We start from the raw sequence: 22,235 nt of genomic DNA, 5'->3' as shown, positions 1-22,235 counted from the left end.
TTTGCACGAAAAATAGTTAAGTTAATCAATGGATAGTTAAACTACAAAATTCGGAACAAAACAATCAGTTTTAACTCGTAATTCGTCTGAAAGTCAGACAAAAAGGCACTCAAAGCAGAAAAAAAACCATCGAGTGGTTCCATTCATCAATCGTACCCTTTATTATCGCTGAACACTTCGCTTTGGCAACAGGGGCATCATAGATTTCATGCACCAATCTGTCTCATTATTTATAGGCCTACGCTATTTACGTGGGCGCGCCGCAGATAAATTTGGGCGTTTCGTTTCCAGTTTATCTGCCATTGGTATCACACTGGGGGTGACGGCATTGATAACCGTCACTTCAGTGATGAATGGGTTCGAGCGATCTTTACAAGATAGCATACTTGCTTATATGCCGCAGGCAATTTTAACCTCTGCCTCTGGAAACATAGACCCAGCAAAATATCCAATAACCGACCTACAACATTTAAACGGTGTTAGCCATATTGCACCTATTGTGCAATCTGACGTGGTATTACAAAGCCGAACCAATGTTGGCGTTGGTGTCATGGGGGGGATTGAACCTGAAGAACCTTCGCTGTTATTGGATAAACTGGTTGTTGGGCAACGCAGCGATCTTAAAGAAGGCAGTTACAATGTTTTTCTGGGGAACAAACTGGCAGAAACGCTTGGCGTAAAACGTGGTGATGAAGTTCGCTTAATTATTCCTGGGGTGAGTCAGTTAACACCGATGGGGCGCATTCCAAGTCAGCGCTTATTTACCGTTGCAGGCATTTTCCAAACGAATGGGGAAGCGGATACGAGCGAGTTGGTCGTCGCACAGCAAGATGCCGCACGTATGCTACGTTATCCAACAGGGCACATTACTGGGTGGCGTTTATATTTGGATGAACCTTTACAAGTTGACGTTTTGAGTCAGCAAACGTTACCAGAAGGCTTGGTGTGGAAAGATTGGCGAGAGCGTAAAGGGGAGTTTTTCCAAGCGGTTCGCATGGAAAAAAATATGATGGGCTTATTGCTCAGCTTAATTATCGCAGTGGCGGCATTTAACATTATTACCTCGCTATCGTTGTTAGTGATGGAAAAGCAAGGTGAAGTGGCTATTTTAAAAACCCTTGGTCTCAAACGTTGGCGTATTTTAATGATATTTATGATCCAAGGTGCAGGGGCGGGGGTGATTGGTTCACTCATTGGCACAATATTAGGCACAATACTTTCTAGTCAACTGAATGTCATTATGCCGCTGATTGGTTTATTACCCAAAGGTGTCTCTCTGCCTATTGTGCTTGATTACTCTGGTATTTTAATTATTGCACTGAGTGCAATGCTGATTTCTCTGCTGGCAACGCTTTATCCTTCTTGGCGTGCAGCAGCGGTTCAACCTGCTGAGGCTTTACGTTATGAATAAACAACCACTTCTGGTCTGTGAAAATTTGAGTAAAACATATCAAGAAGGGACATTGTCGACGCAAGTGTTGAAAAATGTCAGTTTTTCCATGGGGCTTGGGGAAATGATGGCTATTGTGGGAAGCTCGGGTTCGGGTAAAAGTACCTTATTACATTTACTGGGGGGCCTAGATACCCCATCAGAAGGGAATGTCATTTTTCGTGGGCAGCATATTAATCAATTATCTTCAGATGAACGTGCGGCTATTCGTAATAAAGATTTAGGTTTTATTTACCAATTTCACCATCTTTTACCGGATTTTACTGCCCTAGAGAATGTGGCGATGCCTTTATTGATTGGCAAGGTTGCGAAAGAAACTGCATTTTCGAAAGCGACCGAAATGCTAGAAGCGGTCGGGCTAGCACATCGGGCAGGGCATCGTCCTTCTGAGTTGTCAGGGGGAGAGCGTCAGCGTGTTGCTATTGCAAGGGCGTTAGTGAATGAGCCAGCATTGGTTTTAGCCGATGAGCCGACAGGTAATCTGGACTTACGCAATGCAGACGCCATTTTTGAATTGCTGGGGGAATTAAACCGAACACAGCGGACCGCATTTTTAGTGGTCACTCATGATATGACACTAGCTCGCCGGTTATCTCGTCAATTGGAAATGCGTGATGGGCATTTACAGCAGGAAATTACCTTGGGGGCTCGGTAATGTCTAAATTGCCTCTTTCACTACTCACAGCGCTGCGTTTCAGCCGCGGTCGACGTCGAACCGGGATGGTCTCGTTAGTCTCGATAGTTTCAACGTTGGGTATTGTTCTCGGGGTTGCAGTGCTCATTATCGGTTTGAGCGCGATGAACGGCTTTGAGCGAGAATTAAATAACCGCGTATTATCTGTCGTTCCCCATGGGCAAATATATGCAGTTAAACCGCCCTATAAAGATTTGGAATTTGCTGAACAAGTTATCCGAAAAACGCCGGGTGTAGAAGGCGTTAGTCCTTACATCAACTTTACGGGGTTACTTGAGCGTGGTGCAAATTTAAAAGCAATCCAAGTGATGGGGGTTTCACGAGAAACTCAGCCACAAGTCAGCGCATTACCACAGTTTATTCTCAATGACGCTTGGCAGCATTTTGAAGCGGGTAAACAATCAATTATTTTAGGCCAAGGTGTGGCTGATGCATTGAATGTGAAGGTTGGGGATTGGGTGACAATCATGATCCCAAATACGGATGCTAGCTTAAAAATTCAACAACCTAAGCGTATTCGCGTGCAGGTGACAGGGGTTTTTAAACTGAGCGGCCTGCTAGATCACCAACTAGCACTCGTTCCTCTCGCAGATGCACAAGAATATCTCGACTATGGTGATGGCGTGACAGGGTTTGAAATCAAAGCCACAGACCCATTTATTGCCGATCAAGTTGTTTATGATGCAGGTTTGAAAACTATGCATCACGTTGTCGTAAAAAGCTGGATTGGTGATTATGGCTATATGTACAATGATATCCAAATGGTTAGAAGTATCATGTACTTGGCTATGATATTAGTCATTGGTGTTGCCTGTTTTAATATTGTTTCTACGCTTGTTATGGCCGTTAAAGATAAAAGTAGTGACATCGCTGTATTGCGAACCTTGGGAGCAAAAGATAGGCAAATCCGCGCTATTTTCTTATGGTATGGTTTGTTGGGGGGCCTTGTTGGTTCTTTGATTGGCGTGGTACTTGGGGTCGCTATATCCTTAAATTTAACGTCAATGATCAAGGTGATAGAGGCTATTGTTGGCCATCCCATTTTATCTGGTGATGTCTATTTTATTGATTTTTTACCTTCTGAATTGCATGTGATGGATGTGGTTTATGTTTTAATTACAACCATTATACTGAGCCTGCTAGCCAGCTGGTATCCGGCTCGCCGAGCGAGTAAGTTAGACCCAGCTCGGATCCTCAGTGGCCAATAGTCATTAGGGGCAAAGAGCCAATTATTTTTAGGGAATGGCGCTAAAAATTTATTGGCTCTTTATATGATGGCTGTGCAGTTAAAAACATCTGTTTATAGCTACGAGTTTCGACCATTTCTTCTGTAAATCCATACTGTTTGGCCGTCGCCATCAACCTTTTATATAAACTATCCAGTAAAGCCTGCTCATCAGTCATGATGGCAAACTCAGCAAACCAACCGATCCCACTAAGATGGTCAATTGTAATGTGTATGTCATTCAGGAAATAAATGCTTCTTACTTTTGTCATGGTTAAGTAGCAATGGTAACCCAGTGTCGTCAACATGTTTTGCACATGCTGACAGTCATCAATATTAATGGCTTTGCATTCAGAAGCCCCGGGGCCTTTAACTATCCATAATTTTATGCCTGATGGCACCATTTCACGGACACACATGCTGACGTTATTGTCGGCCAATGGTAAATGTGGGTTTTCATAGAAATAATCTGTTTCTGTATTATTTTCCGTAAAGGGTTCAGCTAAGTCGGCTCTTATTTTATACAAAAAAGTGTCAGGGTCTGGTAATTGAAATTTAATCTCAGCTTCATATTTGCCGACAAAATGTTGGCTCATGTCGAGTCTCCTGGGGGCGGGTCTTCAGAACAGTGATGGTAACACAACGCGGAAAATGAAGAGGGAGATAAAGATAAAATTAGCTAATGGATAAGTGCCTATGCATCGAGGCTAGGCACTTTAAAAATAAATTTAACTGTTTATTTTTTGGTCATTTTGTCGAGATAACCCATAACGAATGCAGATAATACAAAGGTTAAATGGATAACGACATACCACATTAGCTTGTCATTTGAGACACTTTTTAAGTCCATAAAGATTTTTAACAAGTGAATTGAGGAAATTGCAACAATGGAAGCCGCGACTTTATTTTTTAATGATGAAGCGTCCATTTTTCCAAGCCAGCCAAGTTTTTCGCTGTTGTCAGGAATATCCATTTGGGAAACAAAGTTCTCATAACCTGAAAACATCACCATCACCAATAACCCACCGACTAATGCCATATCAATCAATGATAATAGCGTTAAAATTAAGTCTGCTTCCGGAATTGAAAAGATATTTGGCAAAATATGGTATAGCTCTTGAAAGAACTTAATGGTTAAAGCCAATAGTGTCAGTGAAAGCCCAAAATAGATAGGCGCTAAAATCCAACGTGAAGCATACATCGCTCTTTCAAAAAACTTTTCCATGAAATCCCTTGTAGTGGTGAGTTAATAACACAGTAAAATCTGCGAGGCGTATTTTAACTGCACTGAGAGTGAACGAGAAAGGTTTTTTTATTGTTTTCCCATTGTGGCAATTTTATGGCGTATTTATGAATATATGATGTCATTTTCATGAATAAAAAGTGACAAAATCGATACCTTCGATATTTTTATTTGCATTCAGCATGATGATGCGTTTTAGTATGTTAACATTTAGATAATGTCATCAGTTGTGGTAAGGAAATGGTTAATATGCCAATAAAATACACACTTGAGCTTGATTGTTTTAAATAATTTCAAACAATCAAGGTTTATAAATTCATGTCGTAATGACATGATAGAAAACAATTAATATTTAATACGGTATAAATTTTATTGGTGATATGGATGAAAGGAAGTTTTGATGTTGCGATTTCGTTATAGGTTGAAAAAAGCTCGTAAGAATAAATGTATACGCCGCCAGCGACTTCGTAACCGGTCTTTTTATATAGATAATAGATTGGATAACATGAAAAATGTCAATATCGTCGTTTTGACGGGGGCTGGAATTTCAGCTGAATCTGGGATCCAAACATTCCGTTCTGCGGATGGATTATGGGAGGAGCATCGCGTTGAAGATGTCGCTACTCCCGAAGGTTTCGAGCGTGATCCTGAATTAGTACAACGTTTTTATAATGAGCGGCGTCGGCAGTTACAGCAAGAAAATATTAAGCCTAATGCTGCTCACTATGCACTTGCACAGCTTGAAGAACTTTTTGGTGACCGCTTTTTGTTAATTACGCAAAATATAGATAATTTGCATGAAAGAGCGGGGAGTCAGCGGGTTATCCATATGCATGGAGAGCTATTAAAAGTTCGCTGTAATTGGTCAAATCAAGTATTGGAGTGGAAAGGGGATTTATCGGTCGATGACCGCTGTCATTGTTGCCAATTTCCTCAACCGCTGAGGCCCCATATTGTTTGGTTTGGTGAAATGCCAATTGGAATGGATTATATTTATCAATCCATTGAATCAGCGACTATTTTTATTTCTATTGGAACGTCTGGCCATGTGTATCCTGCGGCAGGTTTTGTGCATGAGGCGAAATTACATGGGGCACATACCGTCGAACTGAATTTAGAGCCTAGCCAAGTGGAAAGTGAGTTCGATGAAAAACACTATGGTTTAGCCAGCAAAGTCGTTGTTGAATATATTAATAAGCTTATTACTGAGTTACAGGTTAAAAATATCGCGCAATAAGCTTTTAATACATAACATTATAGGGGAAGCGTATTGTTTCCTCTTATATGTTAGACGTTTGTATCCATCATGGCTGGCATCGTAATCTCTTTGACACAGGTTGCATTGCTGGTATTGGCGATAAAACGCACGGCGTTGACAACATCTTGTAATGGGATTAATTGCCCATCACTTTTTTCAATGACTTCATCGACAGAAACAGTTAATGGGAACTCAGTTGCTAGATAACCTAAGTTTATGACTGATATTGCTATTTTATCTTCCCGTAGAGTTTCTCTTAATGACTGAGCTATTCCTCTGAGGGCATATTTGGTGGCAGAAAAGGTGACTTCCTTGCCATTATGATTATCTAAACCCCATGTGGAGCCAATCAATATAACCTTACTGTTTTTTGCTAGGCGCAAATTAGGTAAGAGCGCTTTTAGATTTAATAAACAGGCACTTATATTGGTTTGAACCATATTGAGTAACTCTATGTCATCAGTCGATTCAAATTGGTACTCTTCATTAAATGCCAATTTTTCCCATATGCCAACGTTATAAATTAAAGTATGAATAGGTTGATTTTGAATAACATGCTTAATGGTATTTGCACTATTAATGTCATTTAAATCAGCAGGGATCCACGTAAAATTAGTTTGTTCAAAAGGAGGTTTTGAGCGAGAAACACCATAAATATGGTCTACTTTTTCAGGGAATCCTTCGACTAATGCCTTGCCTAAGCCTTTGCTCACACCATAAATTAAACATGTTTTTGACATAGATATTCCTATTAACGAGTTAAACTTCGTTTTGTTTATTAATTAGATAATAAATAAAAAAATAATAGGTCATATATAACATACTATTTCAATTCAATAATTGATGATCTGTGTAGTGGGAGAGTGAAAGTTAACCAAGAGGCGTGTTTTTAGGTAACTAATAATTTACTAATTAATGTAATTTAATTATTACCCCTATTAATTATAGGTGCTGATTGTGACTATGACAGTTAATCACCCAAAAAATACGCTAAAAAATAAATTTTATTAAAGATTTACTATAAAAATAGTGCGCATTAACAGGAAAGCTGATTTGAGACAATAATTGAATCTGTGATCTTTCCCATAATATAAACATTGATATTTTAGGGGGAAGGGTATGGACAAACTCTTAGAGCGGTTTTTTGAATATACCGCTTTCGATACACAGTCAAAACTAAACGCAAAAACCGTACCGAGCAGTGCGGGGCAGTTAAAGTTTGCTCGCGCATTAGTTAATGAACTGAACGAATTAGGTTTTGAAAAAATAACACTAAGCGATCAAGGTTGTGTGATGGCCTATTTGCCGTCAAACGTTGATTGGGATGTTCCCACTATTGGTTTTATTTCACACTTAGACACAGCGCCTGATTTTTCAGGTAAAAACGTGAGTCCACAAGTCCTTGAAAATTATCGAGGTGGGGATATTGCGTTAGGTATTGGTGATGAAGTGTTATCCCCAGTAATGTTTCCGGTACTCCATGAAATGATTGGCAAAACCCTGATCATGACTGATGGTAAAACCTTACTTGGTGCCGATGATAAAGCGGGAATTGCAGAAATTATTACAGCATTCGTCCGTTTAAAGGAAAAAAATATTCCTCATGGGAAAGTCTGTCTTGCATTTACCCCTGATGAAGAGATAGGACGTGGGGCTCGCCATATCGACTTTAAACAATTTGATGCATTGTGGGCCTATACCGTCGATGGTGGTGGTGTTGGTGAATTAGAGTATGAAAATTTTAATGCGGCCAATGTTTCGATTAAAATTGTCGGCAATAACACCCATCCAGGTACAGCCAAAGGGGTGATGGTGAATGCATTAGGGTTAGCAAATCGTATTCATGCAATGTTACCTCCCGATGAAACACCTGAAAGTACAGATGGTTATGAAGGGTTTTATCATTTAACCTCGTTAAAAGGTACAGTAGAGAAGGCCGAGTTGAATTATATTATTCGTGATTTTGACTTAGCAGGATTTGAAGCTAGGAAGAAAAATATCATTCGAATTGCTGAAAAAGTTGGCGAAGGGCTACATCCAAGTTGTTATATCGAACTAACGCTTGATGATACCTATTATAACATGCACAAAGAGGTCATGAAGTACCCACACGTGATTGAACTAGCCAAGCAAGCGATGCTTGATTGTGGCATTGAGCCCATTATTCAACCTATCCGGGGCGGTACTGACGGAGCTCAGCTTTCACATCGCGGCTTACCGTGCCCAAATATTTTTACAGGTGGATATAATTTCCACAGTAAACATGAGTTTATAACCCAAGAAGGTATGGAACAGGCTGTTAGTGTGATTATGCGTATTGCGGAGCTAACGGCTATCCACGCACGGCAATCCTGATATCTTGCCATAAATAGAGTGCTTACTGCGATAAGCACTCTAATTTTTCTATTGAAATAATACAGAAATACCACTAAGCGCCAGTAAAATGCCCATGACTAAATTAAATCGTTTTAATATTTTAGGTTGTTTTAGTCTTTCTCTTAATTTACTGCCAAACATCGCCCAGATAGCAACACACGGCCAGTTGATGGCTGAGAAGATGACGGCGACCTGAAACATCGATAAATAGGGGGCGTTTGTATTGGTATACATGGCCATTCCTGAAATAGCCATCATCCATGCTTTAGGGTTTATCCATTGAAATAGTGCCGCTTCTAAGAAAGTTAGCGGTTTAATCTCTTGGTTATTTGTCTGTGCAATGGAATGGCTAATCGTGGTTTTCCATGCAAGCCAGAACAAATAAACAATTCCAAAATATTTTAATATCGAATAAATCATAGGGGATGATTGGATCAAGGCTCCGATTCCAAGCCCTACTGCAACGAGCATAATAAGAAAACCGATTGATACTCCCAATGAATGCGGCAATGTTTTTCTAAATCCAAAATTAATGCCTGAAGCAAGTAACATAATATTATTGGGTCCTGGCGTTATGGATGTCACAAAGGAAAACAATGATAAAGCCAAAAGTGTTTCTATGTTCATGTTGTTATCATCTTTAAAAGGGGTAATTAACGCTGTGTAGGATTGGCGATGTTGAAGTAAAAACAGTTTAGAATTGAATCAAATAAAATACGTTATCTTTGCGTGCTGATGAGTAAATCAGGCTCATAAAGGGAGTATGTGACCGTAAAATAAAATACAGACTAAAATAAATAACTTAGTTATTAATGAAGGTATTTTAATTACAGTCAGCGGTTTTTATTAATGGGGTAGGAGAGAGTTGCTATATCATACTAATAAAATTCGTTTAAAGAAAAAGCCCATAATTAATGGGCCTTTTCATAAAATACACATTTAATATTATTGGTATCGATTAATCGTCAAAATACCAGTAGCCGTTATTGACGAGTGCAGTAAGTAGTGCGATAAAATTAACGTCATCAATAGCATCAGCTAAAAGTTGGCTATTAACGGCATCATAGCGACACAAACTATCTGCAGCTTCATAACACTCAGTTTCTAAGCATTCTCCATTTACAAAAAATTGGTCGCCAACGCGTAATGCCCTGAGACCATTTAATTTGTACAAGGTTTCTTGCTGAGTTTTCAGTAAATCATAGATTTCTTCTTGCTCATAAGGTGGTTCAGGTGGTGCAATGTCTAATTCGTGGCGTGATTGAGAGATAAACTCACCTAACCATTTGCGAAAGAGCTCGGGGTCATTAATTAGTGATATCATCATCTCACGCAGCTTAATTTGTTCACCTTGCAAGATCTCCGCAGGGTTATCACGGAATGATAAATCAGGGTCACTATAACGGTAACTGCCTAAATCGTTAGAAATTAAGTGATCGGCAAAGCTACTGACCAATTCACGAGTATTTGGTGCACGAAAGCCAACCGAGTAATTTAATGAAGGCTCAATGGCGTAGCCTTCATGTGGGAACCCAGGTGGAATGTACAAAATATCGCCGGGTTCCATTTCTTCATCAATGATGGCATCAAAGGGTTGTACTTGCAGTAAGTCAGGATGTGGGCAGTGTTGTTTCATTGGAATTTTTTCGCCCACTCGCCAATGACGACGGCCTTCGCCTTGAATAATAAACACATCGTATTGGTCTAGGTGAGGGCCTACACCACCGCCGGGGACCGAGTAGGAGATCATTAAATCATCCATTCGCCAGTCTGAAAGTACACGGAATGGTTTCATCAACGCAGAGCTTGGGTGATGCCAATGGTCAACAGCCTGAACTAAAATAGACCAATTCTCTTCGCCAAGGTGTTCATAGCTTTCAAATGGGCCATGGCCAACTTGCCAAATTCCTTCTTTATGGCTAACCAAACGGCTATCAACCTCATCTTCCATCGCCAGACCTGCAAGTTCGTCAGGCGAGATAGGGTCAATAAAATTTGCAAACCCTTTTTTGATAAGCAGTGGGCGCTTCTGCCAGTGACTGTCGAGGAAACTTTGCCAGTCGAGATTTAGTTTGTAATCCATCTTATTGTCCCTTGGAGCTGCTAAATATAGCTAATCAGTTTATTGCAATATACCCGGTCTTAATACCGAAAAATGGCCGATATACAATAGTATTATGCTAAATAAACTTTATGAGAAACATAGGGGGCGGTTTATCTTGAGAGTAAACAAGTCAGCCACCTTAAACTACTTTTCATAAAACACTTCATAAATAGTATACCGGAAATGGTTCGTAAAATAGGGGACAAACGGACTCATATCACAGATTAACTATCTTCAATCATAGATTGCTGCCTAAATGTGACGGATAAACGTGCACCGCCAAGCGGGCTATCACTAATTATGATTTCCCCGTCATACTGGTCGATAATATCCAAGGCAATGGATAAGCCTAAGCCTTGGCCTGGACGCAGGGTATCTGCACGTTGCCCTCGAACAAAAATTAAGCTGCGTTTGCTTTCAGGTACGCCAGGACCATCATCATCGACAATTAATGTTAAGCTATCAGCCCCCGTAACAGCACTAACCTCAACGAATTCAAGACAATATTTACACGCATTTTCCATGATATTGCCCATAACTTCCATGAAGTCATTAGGTTGACCTAGCCAAGTTATTTCAGGAGAAACGTTAACCGTAATAGAAACCCCTTTGTGTTGGTAAACTTTATGCAGGGCACTTGCAAGGCTGTCTAATATTGATGGAACAGATGAAATTTCACGTAGCATCATGTTTTCATCACCTTGCGTTGATGCACGGTGCAAATAATAGCCAACCTGCTGAGAAATACGGCCAATTTGTTCAAGCATGATAGGCTCAGCTTGTTCTATATTCATTTGTTTGCCTGAGCGAAGCAGGCGTAATGTCGACTGTAAAACGGCTAAAGGCGTTTTTAAACTGTGTGTTAAATCCGAAAGTGTGGTGCGATATTTACTGTAGCGCTTTCGTTCATTCGTTAACAAAATATTAAGATTGCGTACTAGGCCGCGAAGCTCATACGGTGGGTTCTCGTCCAGTGCATCCCGTTCACCTTTTTCTAGGCTACTGAGTTGTGATACTAATGATTTAATTGGCCGTAGGCTCCAATAAGCGGCCAACCATAATAAGGGGATGACTAAAATTAAGTTAGCTAGTAAAACGTAACCAAACCATTCCCAAACTAAACCGGTATTTTGTAAGTCTTGTGGTAGGGTATCAACAACGACGATGGTGAGAGGAGGCAGGTTTTCGCTTGCGGCATATTGGTTCACGGACACGGAGTGAGTCAACGGTTCGTCATCATTACCCATGTCGTCTAATTTTGTGTTGAACTCGGGGTTGTCGTCTAGGAGTTGGCGAGTTTCACGAATGTCCGTATCAATTTCATATAAGCCCTCTTTTTTTAGCCAATCATTACGGATCAGTCGTTCAACGCTAGGTACATCCCGTTGGCGCCATAATACGAGACCTTGTTCATCATAAATAATAACCAAAGTAGGGTTATTTAATGTGAAATTTGGTGGAACACGAATATCAATTTTATTATTTTGCCATTGGGCTAGGCTGTAAATTAAGTTACTTTGGCTACGTAATAGAGTGTAAGTTGTTTTATCGAAACTAATTAGATACCCCAAAATTGCAACGATACCGTAGGACAAAGAAAGCGCCAAGATCACGGCTGATGTGGCACAGAGAAAACGTGCTCGTAGCGAAAGGGGCTTGAACTTAAATTTACGTAGCGTCATATTAGCCATTCACATCAAAACGATAGCCTTGGCCACGTACAGTGACAATCACATCATCACTATGGAATTGTTGAATTTTTTTGCGTAATCGGCCCATTAAAACATCGATAGTATGACTTTCTCTAAGTTCGGCATCTGGATAAAGCTGGCGCATTAACGAGTCTTTGCTAACCACTTTCCCATTGTTGCGAAGCAGTGTTTCAATAATGGTGTACTCAAAAGCAGTTAATTTGACGGTTTCACTGTTAACTGTAAATTCTTTACGTGAGAGGTCAATAACGAAATTGCCTAATTCGAGTACTTGTGAAGCGAGACCGCTATTTCTGCGCATTAAAGCTTGCATGCGGGCGACCAGCTCTTCTAGCTGGAAAGGTTTCGTCACGTAGTCATCTGCACCACTGTTTAGTGCTTGTACTTTTTCTTGCCAACTTTCGCGAGCCGTCAATACTAAAAGTGGAATATTGACGTGCTCACCACGCCAGCGTTTTATCATGGAAAGCCCGTCTTCATCAGGTAAGCCCAAATCAACTACCGCGATATCTGGGCAACTTTCGTGTAAAAAGTAGTCAGCTTCTTTTGCATCTTCAGCGGAGTCAACCTGATGACCAAGCTCTTTAAGCTGTACGGTTAAATGGTGACGAAGTAACGCATTGTCTTCGACAATAAGAATACGCATCGGAAACCCTCATATTGAAAAAAGATAGCTACACTTATTGCAAATAGTAGCACTAGATACGCTATGGTAAAAAGAGTTCTGAATAACGACAAGGGATTAAGTAAATATAAATCAAACAAAGCGGAAATATAATTTATCTTTGTTTATCTTCAGGCAGTTTAGGGGGGAACAAGCAGGGGCTATAGGGTAAATAAAAAGTGGGGGACATAGAGCCCGCCCACTTTGAATGTATTAAGTTAAAAGCTTGAGGTTATTTTAGCTCATCAATAAAAGTGACAGCGTAACCGATGTAGTTGGCAGGCGTCATCTCTTTCAAACGGGCTTTTTCATGCTCAGGCAAATCTAAACTATCAATGAATTGTTTCATCCCTTCAGCGGTAACGCGTTTGCCGCGGGTCAATTCTTTGAGTTTTTCGTATGGTTTTTCAATGCCATAACGGCGCATTACAGTTTGAATTGGCTCAGCCAAAACTTCCCAGTTTTGGTCTAATTCATCCAGTAAATGCTGTTCATTAACTTCTAATTTATTTAAGCCTTTCATGGTTGATTGATAAGCAATCAATGCATAACCTAAGCCGACACCGAGATTACGTAATACTGTCGAGTCTGTTAAGTCACGCTGCCAGCGAGAAACAGGAAGTTTACTTGCTAAATGGCCTAAGACGGCATTTGCTAACCCTAAGTTACCTTCAGAGTTTTCAAAATCAATCGGGTTCACTTTGTGTGGCATAGTGGAAGAGCCAATTTCACCAGCGATTGTTTTTTGTTTGAAGTGATTTAATGCGATATAGCCCCAAATATCACGGTCGAAATCTAACACGATAGTGTTAAAACGAGCGACACAATCAAATAACTCAGCAATATAGTCATGAGGTTCAATTTGTGTGGTGAATGGGTTCCATTGAATGCCTAAAGACGTAACGAAGGTTTCGCTAAATTCGTGCCAATTCACTTCAGGGTAAGCGACCATATGTGCATTATAGTTACCAACAGCACCATTGATTTTACCTAAAATTTCAATCTGTTGTAGCTGGCGGAATTGGCGTTCCAAACGATAAGCAACGTTGGCAAACTCTTTACCAATGGTGGAAGGCGTGGCAGGTTGACCATGAGTACGTGATAGTAACGGCAAATTGCGGTACTCATGAGCCATTGTTTTTATTTTATCAATAATTTGACGCCATTGTGGTAGCAAAACTTCTTCGCGAGCGGTTTTCAGCATCAATGCATGAGAAAGGTTATTGATATCTTCTGAAGTACAAGCGAAGTGAATAAATTCAGAAACGGCATGAAGAGCAGGGATGTTTGCCACTTTTTCTTTTAGGAAGTATTCTACGGCCTTCACATCATGGTTGGTTGTGCGTTCAATTTCTTTGATGCGCATTGCATCTTTTTCACCGAAGTTCGCGACAATTTCATCTAAGTAAGCGATTGCGTCAGCATCAAATGAAGGAACTTCTTTGATTTGAGCGGTTGCAGCCAGTTTTTGTAGCCAGCGGACTTCAACTTGCACGCGAAATTTCAGTAAACCAAACTCACTAAAAATAGTGCGTAAAGCGCTGACTTTATCACCGTAACGGCCGTCAATCGGGGATACAGCGGTCAGTGAGGATAATTCCATTGGTAGCAACTCCAGATTTAAAGGTGAGACAAAATATCTTTCGCCTGATTAGCCAGACGATTGCGAGAGAACATGAGTTGAATACGACTTCCGCCAACTTGTTGCCAAAGCACCGCACAGCGAATACCTGCGAGTAAAGTGGCTCTAACTTTTGCTTGAACTAACGTATTCTTTAGAATATCAGGGGAGCCCGTGACTTGAATTCGAGGTCCCGCAGGGCTAACTACGTCTACGTAAATACCCGCAAGCGCGTTAAATACACCTTCAGAAAGAGGCTCAAAATAATCAGCTTGGCGTTCGAATTGCTCAATACGTTGGCCGAGTTGGTTCATCGCTTCTTGGTTTTTATTGAGACGACGCTCGAGTGCCATAATACTTAACATATAGCGTGTCATTTCAGCGGATAAACCACTGTTGCCGCCTGTTAACATGCCTAACAGGGCACTGAGTCCCGTTTTTAAATTTGCGGTATCATTACCAAAGACATCCAAAGTGGATTTTGGATTCATATTGGTGAGGCAATTGACCATGGTTTCCGTGTCTTTCTCAAGACAAACACCTTCATGTGCAAGTTTTTGAACCATTGCGCTTGCTTGGCAGATACCCGCTAAGGCAAGCGTAATGTCATAATAGTTTTTTGCCACATTTACTCCTGAATACGGGCTTCAATAATACCGCCACCGAGACAAACTTCATCGATATAAAATACAGCAGATTGACCTGGAGTGACAGCCGCAACTGGATAATCAAAAGCGACTTCAATGCGCTCATCACTCAGTGGGGTAATCGTACAAGGAATATCCGCTTGGCGATAACGTGTTTTTACGACGCAACGTAGCGGCTCAGTCATTGTTTTTCGGTCAACCCAATGTAATTGCTGGGCAATTAACCCAATAGACATTAATCGAGGGTGTTCATGGCCTTGCGCAACGATAAGAATGTTGTTTTCAACGTCTTTATCGACAACATACCAAGGTTCTTCTGACCCCTCTTTTGTACCGCCGATACCTAAACCTTTACGTTGACCTAAGGTGTGGTACATCAAGCCTTCGTGTTGGCCAATGGTTTCGCCATCGACAGTCACAATAGGGCCGGGTTGAGCGGGTAAGTAGCGGCCTAAAAAGTCGCGAAATTTACGCTCGCCAATAAAACAGATACCAGTTGAGTCTTTTTTCTTCGCTGTGATCAGGCCAATTTCCTCTGCGATGCGACGAACTTCAGGTTTTTCCAGTTCGCCAACAGGGAACAGACTTTTAGCAACCTGTTCATGGCTTAATGTATATAAAAAATAGCTTTGGTCTTTATTGCCATCTAAACCGCGCAATAACTGGCTTTTCCCGTCAACATCGCAACGGCGAACATAGTGACCTGTGGCGATGTAATCTGCGCCTAAGTCTTCAGCAGCAAATTCTAAGAACGCTTTAAACTTGATTTCTTTGTTGCAGAGAATATCTGGGTTTGGTGTGCGACCTGCTTTATATTCAGTTAAAAAATGTTCGAAAACATTGTCCCAGTACTCAGCAGCGAAATTAATGGTATGAAGTTCAATACCCAGTTTGTCACACACGGCTTGCGCATCGGCAAGATCAGCCGCAGCCGAGCAATATTCTGTGTCGTCATCTTCTTCCCAGTTCTTCATAAACAGACCAGCAACCTGATACCCTTGTTGCTGTAGCAAGTAAGCGGATACAGAGGAGTCAACACCACCGGACATCCCGACGATGACTTTTTTTTGGCTGTTATCTGACATGGTACTATTATTTGACATGGAAATATCTCACTGCGGAAAAATCAAGCCCCATACTTTAGCATGTTGTTCCCGCATTACACCAGAGTTAGAGGGGAATATTATTGCTTGGTGAAGATTTCACCAAGCAGACGTTAAGGGGTTAAAGGTAATGGTCACCGTAAGCCGTTAAGATATCTAAAGGATAATGCTTTCCTGTGAGAAAACAGCGCAAACTTTCAGCTACTAATGGCGACCGCAAGCAGTTGCTATGTAAAATTTCTTCGGCTGTTAGCCAGTGACATTTGCTAATATCACTGTCTTGTGGCTGTGTTTCACAAAGGGAGCCAAGTTCTACGGCGAACAAAAAGCGGATAAACTGGGTTTTATCTGGGGCAATCCATTGGTGAATTTTAATTAATTGCGTTGGTGTGGCTTTTATTCCCGTTTCTTCTAGTAACTCACGTTCAGCGGCCTGTAAAATAGTCTCATTCGCTTCTAAATGCCCAGCAGGTTGATTCCACGTGGGTTTGTTATTTATCCACTCTTCTACCACTAAAAACTTGCCTTGAGCGTGTACGACAGTTGCTACAGTCACATTGGGTTTAAACAACAGTTACCTCCTTCCATTCGCCAACTGAAAGATTTCCCAAATTAAATTCACCAATTTGATAGCGAATTAGCCTAAGTGTGGGAAAACCTATATTTGCCGTCATACGACGAACTTGCCGATTACGTCCTTCATATAAGGTGATTTTTAACCAACTGGTCGGGATATTTTTGCGTTCCCGTATAGGTGGGTTTCTTGGCCATAACCATTCTGGTTCGCCAACTAACTCAATGCCTGCGGGGAGCGTTGGACCATCATTTAACACCAACCCTTGCCGAAATTTAAGCAGCGCGTTTTCATCAGGGATCCCTTCTACTTGAGCATAGTATATTTTCCCTGTTTTTTTCTGTGGTTGTGTTAAACGCGCCTGCAGCTTCCCATCATTGGTTAAAATTAACAGCCCTTCACTGTCCCTATCAAGACGGCCCGCTGCGTATACATCGGTGATTGGAATATATTTTTTTAATGTATCGCGGCCTTGTTCATCAGTAAATTGAGGTAAAACATCAAAGGGTTTGTTAAATAAAATGATTTTAGTTGATGTTTGCGAACTAACCGAAACCCGTTTAGCTTTATGTTTTAAAACGGTAGGGTTCGGTGAGTAACGGTTTTTCTTCAAAACGGATTTCGAGTTCGGTCTGTTCATGGCCATTCAATAAGAATTTATAATTTGTGGTTATTTACCGCATATAGTGTAGGAGATTTAACGGTTGGATCCTAGGACGTATTTTTTATGGCGATGTAATATTTAATTAACAACTTTAAAAACATTTAAATTAATAAAAATAATTTTCCATTTAAAAATAAGTACATATGAGTTTGTTTGGATGGCGATAGTGTGAGCAAAACGTATTTTTAATTTGAGTTAACTTGCTAGTATTATTTTTTGTAGGGAAGTACTTTAATCAAAATCAAGTCACTCGCTCAAATGAGCCTTTGACAACTTTTCATCGCGGTTTGATTTATTTTCAATAATAGAATACTTAAATTAATTTATTGATTTAAAAGTGTTTATAAAGAGTTAGTCGATTAACTTACAAGATAAAACAGTACGTTAAATGCGATCGGCATTGAAGCTTAGATGAGTAATCATTGGCGTTCGACGCAGATTGAAGTAGTATTGACACGTCTCTTACAAAAAATTAACAAGCAAAATACGCAAGTGAAAGGAGAGGTTAATGGAAAGCAAAGTAGTAGTTCCGGCAGAAGGCGCTAAAATTACCATTGATGCAAAAGGCAAACTAAACGTTCCGAACAACCCAATTATCCCTTATATCGAAGGTGACGGCATTGGTATCGATGTTACACCAGCAATGTTAAAAGTGGTTGATGCGGCAGTTAAAAAAGCCTACAACGGTGAGCGCAAAATTTCATGGATGGAAGTTTACACCGGTGAAAAATCTACACAAATTTATGGTAAAGATGTTTGGTTACCAGAAGAAACTCTCGATTTAATCCGTGATTACCGCGTTTCAATTAAAGGCCCTTTAACAACGCCTGTTGGTGGTGGTATCCGTTCTTTGAACGTTGCACTGCGTCAACAACTTGACTTGTATATCTGTTTACGTCCTGTTCGCTACTACAAAGGCACTCCAAGCCCAGTTAAACAACCTGAACTGACTGATATGGTTATTTTCCGTGAAAACTCTGAAGATATCTATGCGGGTATTGAGTGGAAAGCCGGCAGTGCAGAAGCTGATAAAGTGATTAAATTCCTGAAAGATGAAATGGGTGTGACTAAAATCCGTTTCCCACAAGATTGTGGTATTGGTATTAAGCCTTGCTCAGAAGAAGGGACAAAGCGTTTAGTTCGCGCAGCAATTGAATATGCTATTGATAACGGCCGTGATTCAGTGACTTTAGTTCATAAAGGTAACATTATGAAATTCACTGAAGGTGCATTTAAAGATTGGGGATACCAATTAGCACAAGAGGAATTCGGCGGTGAATTATTAGATGGCGGCCCATGGGTTAAAATTAAAAACCCTAAAACGGGCAAAGATATCATTGTTAAAGATGTTATTGCAGATGCTTTCTTACAACAAATCCTGCTGCGCCCAGCTGAATACGATGTTATCGCGTGTATGAACCTAAATGGTGACTACATTTCTGATGCATTAGCAGCACAAGTTGGTGGTATCGGTATTGCTCCAGGTGCGAATATTGGTTCTGAGTGTGCATTATTCGAAGCAACGCACGGTACTGCACCAAAATATGCAGGCCAAGACAAGGTAAACCCAGGCTCTATCATTCTTTCTGCTGAGATGATGTTACGCCATATGGGCTGGACTGAAGCGGCTGACCTAATCGTTAAAGGTATGGAAGGCGCAATCGAAGCTAAGACTGTAACCTATGACTTCGAACGTCAATTAGAAGGCGCTAAATTACTGAAATGTAGCGAATTCGGTGACGCAATCATTAAACACATGTAATTTATTACGTGGTGTAATTAACAGCGGGGACTTAATAGTTCCCGTTTTTTATTGCCTAGAAAAATTCTTCTGCAAAACTCTTCTACAACGCAATCGTTATTTTATAACTATAACCTGCCAATTCTTCCCTCTGTCATCATGATATTTATCGGTCATCGCTTGGCTCCTAATAAAGTTTTAGTAAAAGAAGAGTTACAGAGTCAATCAGACGGCATATAATAATGAGGTTAGGTGATATTACTGAAGTTTATTATTGAAATGGGATGATCAAATGAACCGCAGTGAAATGATTGATTATATTCAGAATAATTATGGTGTTGATCCTGAGAGCCCGTGGGCAAAGCACCCTGATTATCTTGTTTTTAGGCGAAAAAATAATGCAAAATGGTTTGCAGTTATTATGCGTATTTCATCTCGTAAATTAGATGCAAATAAGAATGAAGAGATAGTTAATATTGTTAACCTTAAAGCTCCACCGGAACTCATTGGTTCATTGAGATTAAACGATGATATTTATCCGGCTTATCATATGAATAAAGAGCATTGGATTACGATAAAGCTACCAGGGAGCCTTACAGAGGATGAAATTAAGGAGTTAATTGAAGATAGTTATAGGTTAACGGCATAATTATTTATTATATGCTAGATTTTCCCATCCATGGGAAAAGTTTCTATATTAGCTAGCTAAGCTTTCTAGTGATGATAAATAACCGAATAAATGGCATTAAAAGATGGCCACTGCCTTGCATTTTTGAGCCTTATTTTTTGTTAAATATGTATTATTTGCGTATCGATCATGGCTGCTTGGCCGCCAACTTTCACTTGAGTAATATTTTTTGCTTGTGAATGAATAGTGACATGAATCAAGGAGGAGCATCCCATTGCACGACCTTGCTCAAATAGAAATTGCGTTTTGTTCGGTAAGATATAATTGACCAAATAGCAGCCAAGTGCTCCACTAGCGCTGCCAGTTGCTGATTCTTCATTGATCCCATAGAGCGGTGCAAAATTTCGACAATGTGCTGTGATTGAAGGATCTTCACTTAACTCAAATACATGAAAACCGATAGCATTTGATTCTTTGCTGATTCTCGTTATTGCTTCATAATTAGGCTGCAGTAAATCTAAATAACCGGTATTAACTGGAATAATGATGTCAGGTAACCCAGTTGAAACTATCATGATAGGTAGGCCTGTTTCAGTAATCATTTCACGAGTTATGCCAAGGGCTGCTGCAACTTCATTGATATTAGGCCCAGTTCGTAAGGTTGGTAGCGCTTGATCCATAACGATATTGTTTGGGCTAACAGACACACTTAAAACACCGGCTTTGGTTTTTTGGGTGTAACACCCAGAAGAAATTAGCTTAAGTGAAGCTAAAGTGAAAAACACCGCTAATGTTGCATGACCACAAAAATCGACTTCACCTTCAGCGGTATAAAAATCCACTTCAAAATCAGTGTCTTCACTATTATAGACAAACGCTGTTTCTGAAAAACCGACTTGTTGTGCAATAGCAATTTTTTGTGAAGTGCTGAGTGCTGGCGGATTTAGAACGACACCCGCAGGGTTACCCCCAGTGTTATTTTGTGTGAAAGAATTGACAAGATACACCAGAATATCTTGCTCAATTGAGCCGGTATTTTTAGTTGGCATTTATTTTCCCGAGTTATAAATAGATATCTTAAATTTTCAGAGTGTACTTTACTCATCGGTTCAAATTTAATGAGAAGTGCAAACGCTATATTAGTATAACCCATTGTGTAATAGCGTAAATATGATGCTATCCTTTATTGATAGTTTAATGAACCAACTAATAAAGTATTGATAATCTGCTTAAGCTGACTAGACGTTTAGTTAAGGAATTCTCAGTGTGCTCAAAAAGATGGGACTGGGCTATGAGGTTGGCAATGACTTTTTTCATTATATATCATTGTTTAGCAAAAAAAGCCCCTGCAAGCAGGGGTATCTAATGGAAATGTATATTTATAGTTATTGTTATAAGGCGTCTATTGCTTAGATAGACCACTAAATAATACCAGTTCTTAAGCCTTAATCCAAATCGGCGTAAGCATAAAAGTGAAGTTCTTTATAGGGGATTCAATTACGCATAAAGTGGGTTAATGAGTAATTAATTGAAAACACCAATAAAACCAAACTAAAATTGATGAATAAGAAATAAATTTTTGATTGTTTACGCAAAAAATTATCGTGATATAGAAAAGGGACAAAAAGCATAAAATTAAGTGCCATCGTTCAGGTTAAATCACGGATAAATTATTAGAAGATAGTGTAAAGGTGAGAATTTAAAGATAATAAATTCTATTTTGACTTGAAATGAAAAATAATACACCCATAACAATTATAAATAATATTTTTATAATAAGGGATAAAATATGACTAATGCACATATGACTAACGCACAATGGGTTATACAGGCACTGAACGCAGTATTGGGTGAGGACATTGGTTCATTGTCTGTGGCGAAACAATATTTTTCAGATAAATACATTCAAGTTGTTGATGGTAAACAAATTGATTTTAATGAGTTTATTACACACTTGCAGGTATTGAAGCAAGCCACTGAGTCGATCGTTATTACCATTAAATCTATCGCGGAGGGGGATGGGTGTGTGCATACTCAACATCTGGCAAAAGCGACTAAAAAAGATGGCTCAATAAGTGAATTTGAGGTATTTGCTTGTTTTCAAATAGAAGATGGGAAAATTATCCGTTGCGAAGAAATGACAAGAATGGTTAAAGGCAGTAATAAGGATGAAGATTTAGGCTCAAGAACTTAAACCTTCATTATTTATCAGGTGTTTAATATTGTTAATTTAGGTAAAGTCTAATAAAAAACCAGATTTTACCTTGTCTGAATAGCCGGTATCGAATAATATTTTTTTATTACCGGCTTCGATATAGTAGCAGACACCAGGTTCACCGCAAAAGTAACTATCAATTAGGGTATTATTGTCGACAAGAACAGTAATTTTTATTGTCATCATGAACTCATGTTTAATAGCAGTAATTGTAATCGTTATATCAGATAAACACTAAAAAGTATTAAATGGCTATAAATACAGTAACAAAAATTGAGGAAACGATGGAAGTAACGCAGAAAACGATAAAAATGTT

At 39.8% G+C, this 22,235-nt stretch carries 21 protein-coding genes and 1 pseudogene; 8 read left to right on the top strand and 14 right to left on the bottom strand.

The features are described from left to right. Positions 1–208 precede the first annotated feature (208 nt). The 3 genes from lolC to lolE are packed head-to-tail and all read left to right on the top strand — an operon-like array spanning position 209 to position 3,352. On the top strand, positions 209–1,411 hold the full coding sequence (lolC, locus tag M1E86_RS10960) for a lipoprotein-releasing ABC transporter permease subunit LolC (protein WP_213912592.1): 1,203 nt from the start codon (positions 209–211) through the stop codon (positions 1,409–1,411). Then, entirely contained in the window at positions 1,404–2,105 is a 702-nt protein-coding gene (gene lolD, locus M1E86_RS10955; RefSeq protein ID WP_125891188.1) for a lipoprotein-releasing ABC transporter ATP-binding protein LolD, read from the top strand. The genes lolC and lolD overlap by 8 nt, the downstream gene beginning before the upstream one ends. After that, on the top strand, positions 2,105–3,352 hold the full coding sequence (gene lolE / locus M1E86_RS10950) for a lipoprotein-releasing ABC transporter permease subunit LolE (protein WP_213912593.1): 1,248 nt from the start codon (positions 2,105–2,107) through the stop codon (positions 3,350–3,352). Before lolD ends, lolE begins: the two co-directional genes overlap by 1 nt. Positions 3,353–3,392: 40 nt before the next feature. On the opposite strand, the gene M1E86_RS10945 is transcribed toward lolE, so the two are convergent. Both M1E86_RS10945 and M1E86_RS10940 read right to left on the bottom strand, forming a co-directional pair. Next, the gene (locus tag M1E86_RS10945; RefSeq protein WP_213912594.1) at positions 3,393–3,965 is read right to left on the bottom strand and encodes a CYTH domain-containing protein; all 573 of its coding nucleotides are present in this window, start codon (positions 3,963–3,965) and stop codon (positions 3,393–3,395) included. 140 nt (positions 3,966–4,105) lie between these two features. Beyond that, entirely contained in the window at positions 4,106–4,594 is a 489-nt protein-coding gene (locus M1E86_RS10940) for a TIGR00645 family protein (RefSeq protein WP_125891185.1), read from the bottom strand. 421 nt (positions 4,595–5,015) lie between these two features. Between M1E86_RS10940 and cobB the strand changes: the two genes are divergently transcribed. Further along, positions 5,016–5,849 (top strand): Sir2 family NAD+-dependent deacetylase, encoded by an 834-nt coding sequence (cobB, locus tag M1E86_RS10935; RefSeq protein WP_213912832.1) that lies wholly within the window; start codon positions 5,016–5,018, stop codon positions 5,847–5,849. Positions 5,850–5,899: 50 nt separating this feature from the next. Here cobB and M1E86_RS10930 read toward each other — a convergent pair whose 3' ends face one another. Next, on the bottom strand, positions 5,900–6,610 hold the full coding sequence (locus M1E86_RS10930) for an SDR family oxidoreductase (RefSeq protein ID WP_213912595.1): 711 nt from the start codon (positions 6,608–6,610) through the stop codon (positions 5,900–5,902). A gap of 379 nt (positions 6,611–6,989) precedes the next feature. Here M1E86_RS10930 and pepT point away from each other — a divergent pair, with 379 nt between their 5' ends. Beyond that, entirely contained in the window at positions 6,990–8,225 is a 1,236-nt protein-coding gene (gene pepT / locus M1E86_RS10925) for a peptidase T (protein WP_125891183.1), read from the top strand. A 48-nt stretch (positions 8,226–8,273) separates the two neighbouring features. Here the strand turns inward: pepT and M1E86_RS10920 are convergent, their stop codons facing one another. From M1E86_RS10920 to rluE, 9 genes are all read right to left on the bottom strand, one after another. Then, positions 8,274–8,873 (bottom strand): LysE family translocator, encoded by a 600-nt coding sequence (locus tag M1E86_RS10920; RefSeq protein WP_125891182.1) that lies wholly within the window; start codon positions 8,871–8,873, stop codon positions 8,274–8,276. Positions 8,874–9,204: 331 nt separating this feature from the next. Continuing rightward, positions 9,205–10,329 (bottom strand): cupin domain-containing protein, encoded by a 1,125-nt coding sequence (locus M1E86_RS10915; protein ID WP_125891181.1) that lies wholly within the window; start codon positions 10,327–10,329, stop codon positions 9,205–9,207. A 245-nt stretch (positions 10,330–10,574) separates the two neighbouring features. Next, complete coding sequence (gene phoQ / locus M1E86_RS10910; RefSeq protein WP_185746866.1) at positions 10,575–12,032, bottom strand: two-component system sensor histidine kinase PhoQ; 1,458 nt, start codon at positions 12,030–12,032, stop codon at positions 10,575–10,577. A gap of 1 nt (position 12,033) precedes the next feature. Further along, the gene (phoP, locus tag M1E86_RS10905) at positions 12,034–12,708 is read right to left on the bottom strand and encodes a two-component system response regulator PhoP (RefSeq protein WP_213912596.1); all 675 of its coding nucleotides are present in this window, start codon (positions 12,706–12,708) and stop codon (positions 12,034–12,036) included. A gap of 250 nt (positions 12,709–12,958) precedes the next feature. Beyond that, positions 12,959–14,329, bottom strand: a complete 1,371-nt coding sequence (purB, locus tag M1E86_RS10900; RefSeq protein ID WP_125891178.1) for an adenylosuccinate lyase — start codon at positions 14,327–14,329, stop codon at positions 12,959–12,961. Between the two features lie 17 nt (positions 14,330–14,346). After that, complete coding sequence (gene hflD / locus M1E86_RS10895; RefSeq protein WP_125891177.1) at positions 14,347–14,973, bottom strand: high frequency lysogenization protein HflD; 627 nt, start codon at positions 14,971–14,973, stop codon at positions 14,347–14,349. A 2-nt stretch (positions 14,974–14,975) separates the two neighbouring features. Continuing rightward, on the bottom strand, positions 14,976–16,079 hold the full coding sequence (gene mnmA, locus M1E86_RS10890) for a tRNA 2-thiouridine(34) synthase MnmA (protein ID WP_426099461.1): 1,104 nt from the start codon (positions 16,077–16,079) through the stop codon (positions 14,976–14,978). Positions 16,080–16,218: 139 nt separating this feature from the next. After that, positions 16,219–16,668, bottom strand: coding sequence for an NUDIX hydrolase (locus tag M1E86_RS10885; protein WP_125891176.1), 450 nt, complete (start codon positions 16,666–16,668; stop codon positions 16,219–16,221). Next, positions 16,661–17,311 (bottom strand): 23S rRNA pseudouridine(2457) synthase RluE, encoded by a 651-nt coding sequence (gene rluE / locus M1E86_RS10880; protein WP_213912597.1) that lies wholly within the window; start codon positions 17,309–17,311, stop codon positions 16,661–16,663. The genes M1E86_RS10885 and rluE overlap by 8 nt, the downstream gene beginning before the upstream one ends. A gap of 532 nt (positions 17,312–17,843) precedes the next feature. Here rluE and icd point away from each other — a divergent pair. Beyond that, positions 17,844–19,097 carry an NADP-dependent isocitrate dehydrogenase gene (icd, locus tag M1E86_RS10875; protein WP_004253371.1) on the top strand — a complete coding sequence of 418 codons (1,254 nt, stop codon included), beginning with the start codon at positions 17,844–17,846 and terminating at the stop codon, positions 19,095–19,097. Between the two features lie 271 nt (positions 19,098–19,368). Beyond that, on the top strand, positions 19,369–19,725 hold the full coding sequence (locus M1E86_RS10870; protein ID WP_213912598.1) for an MmcQ/YjbR family DNA-binding protein: 357 nt from the start codon (positions 19,369–19,371) through the stop codon (positions 19,723–19,725). A gap of 140 nt (positions 19,726–19,865) precedes the next feature. On the opposite strand, the gene M1E86_RS10865 is transcribed toward M1E86_RS10870, so the two are convergent. Further along, entirely contained in the window at positions 19,866–20,753 is an 888-nt protein-coding gene (locus tag M1E86_RS10865) for a PhzF family phenazine biosynthesis protein (RefSeq protein ID WP_213912599.1), read from the bottom strand. 740 nt (positions 20,754–21,493) lie between these two features. Here M1E86_RS10865 and M1E86_RS10860 point away from each other — a divergent pair. Then, on the top strand, positions 21,494–21,898 hold the full coding sequence (locus tag M1E86_RS10860; protein ID WP_248466621.1) for a nuclear transport factor 2 family protein: 405 nt from the start codon (positions 21,494–21,496) through the stop codon (positions 21,896–21,898). A gap of 72 nt (positions 21,899–21,970) precedes the next feature. Here M1E86_RS10860 and M1E86_RS10855 read toward each other — a convergent pair. Next, positions 21,971–22,102: pseudogene (locus M1E86_RS10855) on the bottom strand (MBL fold metallo-hydrolase); the annotation flags it as partial. Positions 22,103–22,235: the final 133 nt, after the last annotated feature.

This window comes from Providencia sp. PROV200, assembly GCF_049901995.1.
Lineage (GTDB): Bacteria > Pseudomonadota > Gammaproteobacteria > Enterobacterales > Enterobacteriaceae > Providencia > Providencia rettgeri_E.
Note: the sequence above shows the minus strand (reverse complement) of the source record. Positions and strands in the feature narration are given on the sequence as shown.

What these genes read in the sequence shown, in the direction of transcription:
- lolC (WP_213912592.1), top strand. Translation starts at nt 209, where the DNA reads ATGCACCAATCTGTCTCATTATTTATAGGCCTACGCTATTTACGTGGG.
- lolD (WP_125891188.1), top strand. Translation starts at nt 1,404, where the DNA reads ATGAATAAACAACCACTTCTGGTCTGTGAAAATTTGAGTAAAACATAT.
- lolE (WP_213912593.1), top strand. Translation starts at nt 2,105, where the DNA reads ATGTCTAAATTGCCTCTTTCACTACTCACAGCGCTGCGTTTCAGCCGC.
- M1E86_RS10945 (WP_213912594.1), bottom strand. Translation starts at nt 3,965, where the DNA reads ATGAGCCAACATTTTGTCGGCAAATATGAAGCTGAGATTAAATTTCAA.
- M1E86_RS10940 (WP_125891185.1), bottom strand. Translation starts at nt 4,594, where the DNA reads ATGGAAAAGTTTTTTGAAAGAGCGATGTATGCTTCACGTTGGATTTTA.
- M1E86_RS10930 (WP_213912595.1), bottom strand. Translation starts at nt 6,610, where the DNA reads ATGTCAAAAACATGTTTAATTTATGGTGTGAGCAAAGGCTTAGGCAAG.
- pepT (WP_125891183.1), top strand. Translation starts at nt 6,990, where the DNA reads ATGGACAAACTCTTAGAGCGGTTTTTTGAATATACCGCTTTCGATACA.
- M1E86_RS10920 (WP_125891182.1), bottom strand. Translation starts at nt 8,873, where the DNA reads ATGAACATAGAAACACTTTTGGCTTTATCATTGTTTTCCTTTGTGACA.
- M1E86_RS10915 (WP_125891181.1), bottom strand. Translation starts at nt 10,329, where the DNA reads ATGGATTACAAACTAAATCTCGACTGGCAAAGTTTCCTCGACAGTCAC.
- phoQ (WP_185746866.1), bottom strand. Translation starts at nt 12,032, where the DNA reads ATGACGCTACGTAAATTTAAGTTCAAGCCCCTTTCGCTACGAGCACGT.
- phoP (WP_213912596.1), bottom strand. Translation starts at nt 12,708, where the DNA reads ATGCGTATTCTTATTGTCGAAGACAATGCGTTACTTCGTCACCATTTA.
- purB (WP_125891178.1), bottom strand. Translation starts at nt 14,329, where the DNA reads ATGGAATTATCCTCACTGACCGCTGTATCCCCGATTGACGGCCGTTAC.
- mnmA (WP_426099461.1), bottom strand. Translation starts at nt 16,079, where the DNA reads ATGTCAGATAACAGCCAAAAAAAAGTCATCGTCGGGATGTCCGGTGGT.
- rluE (WP_213912597.1), bottom strand. Translation starts at nt 17,311, where the DNA reads ATGAACAGACCGAACTCGAAATCCGTTTTGAAGAAAAACCGTTACTCA.
- icd (WP_004253371.1), top strand. Translation starts at nt 17,844, where the DNA reads ATGGAAAGCAAAGTAGTAGTTCCGGCAGAAGGCGCTAAAATTACCATT.
- M1E86_RS10870 (WP_213912598.1), top strand. Translation starts at nt 19,369, where the DNA reads ATGAACCGCAGTGAAATGATTGATTATATTCAGAATAATTATGGTGTT.
- M1E86_RS10865 (WP_213912599.1), bottom strand. Translation starts at nt 20,753, where the DNA reads ATGCCAACTAAAAATACCGGCTCAATTGAGCAAGATATTCTGGTGTAT.
- M1E86_RS10860 (WP_248466621.1), top strand. Translation starts at nt 21,494, where the DNA reads ATGACTAATGCACATATGACTAACGCACAATGGGTTATACAGGCACTG.